We start from the raw sequence: 663 nt of genomic DNA, 5'->3' as shown, positions 1-663 counted from the left end.
CAGCACCTTCGAGACCTCGGTGAACGGCGCGTTCGACACGTAGACGAGGTCGCGGTTGCGCATCCGGAACGCCTGAGACACGAACAGGCTGTTCGGGTCGCGCATGTCGATCCGGTACACCACCGGCACCAGGGGCGTGCCCAGGAGCTTCGAGCCCGGGTTCAGCCGCCGCACCACGCTGGCCGGCTCGAACCGGAAGATGAACGTGCCTGCCGGATCGGCCGCGAAGTCCGACAGGCCCCGCGCCTTGGCCAGCGCCTGCGCCAGCGTGATCCCGTCCGCCTGGAACGGCAGCTCCGTGCTGTTGCCCAGCGCCCCCACCGCGATGAAGGTCTGCGGATCGCGCACCAGGGTGAGCACGTCGTTGGGCCGCAGGAAGATGTTCTCCTTCGGGTTCGACACCACCGTGGTCAGCGGCACGGTCGCGGTCACCGGCCCGCGCGACAGCCGCACGAAGGTCTCGTTGACCGGCGAGCGGTTGCCGCCGGCGGCCGCGATCACGTCGAGGATGCGGTCGCCGTGGCCCGACAACGGCAGGCGGGCGCCGGCCGCGCCCTCGCCGGTGACGGTGACCGCCTGGCTGATCGGCCGGGTGACCGAGACCAGCACCTGCGGCTGGATCGCCTTGCCGGCGAGTTCGTTCTCGATCAGCCCCTGGACGTC

1 pseudogene is annotated in these 663 nt (G+C 70.7%); it reads right to left on the bottom strand.

Annotated features, from left to right (window positions below):
• Positions 1-663 (bottom strand): annotated as a pseudogene (locus AAHG09_RS31835) (polysaccharide biosynthesis/export family protein); the annotation flags it as partial.

Source organism: Methylobacterium guangdongense, from assembly GCF_038442355.1.
Taxonomy (GTDB): domain Bacteria; phylum Pseudomonadota; class Alphaproteobacteria; order Rhizobiales; family Beijerinckiaceae; genus Methylobacterium; species Methylobacterium guangdongense.
This window is presented reverse-complemented; position numbering and strand designations above follow the sequence as displayed.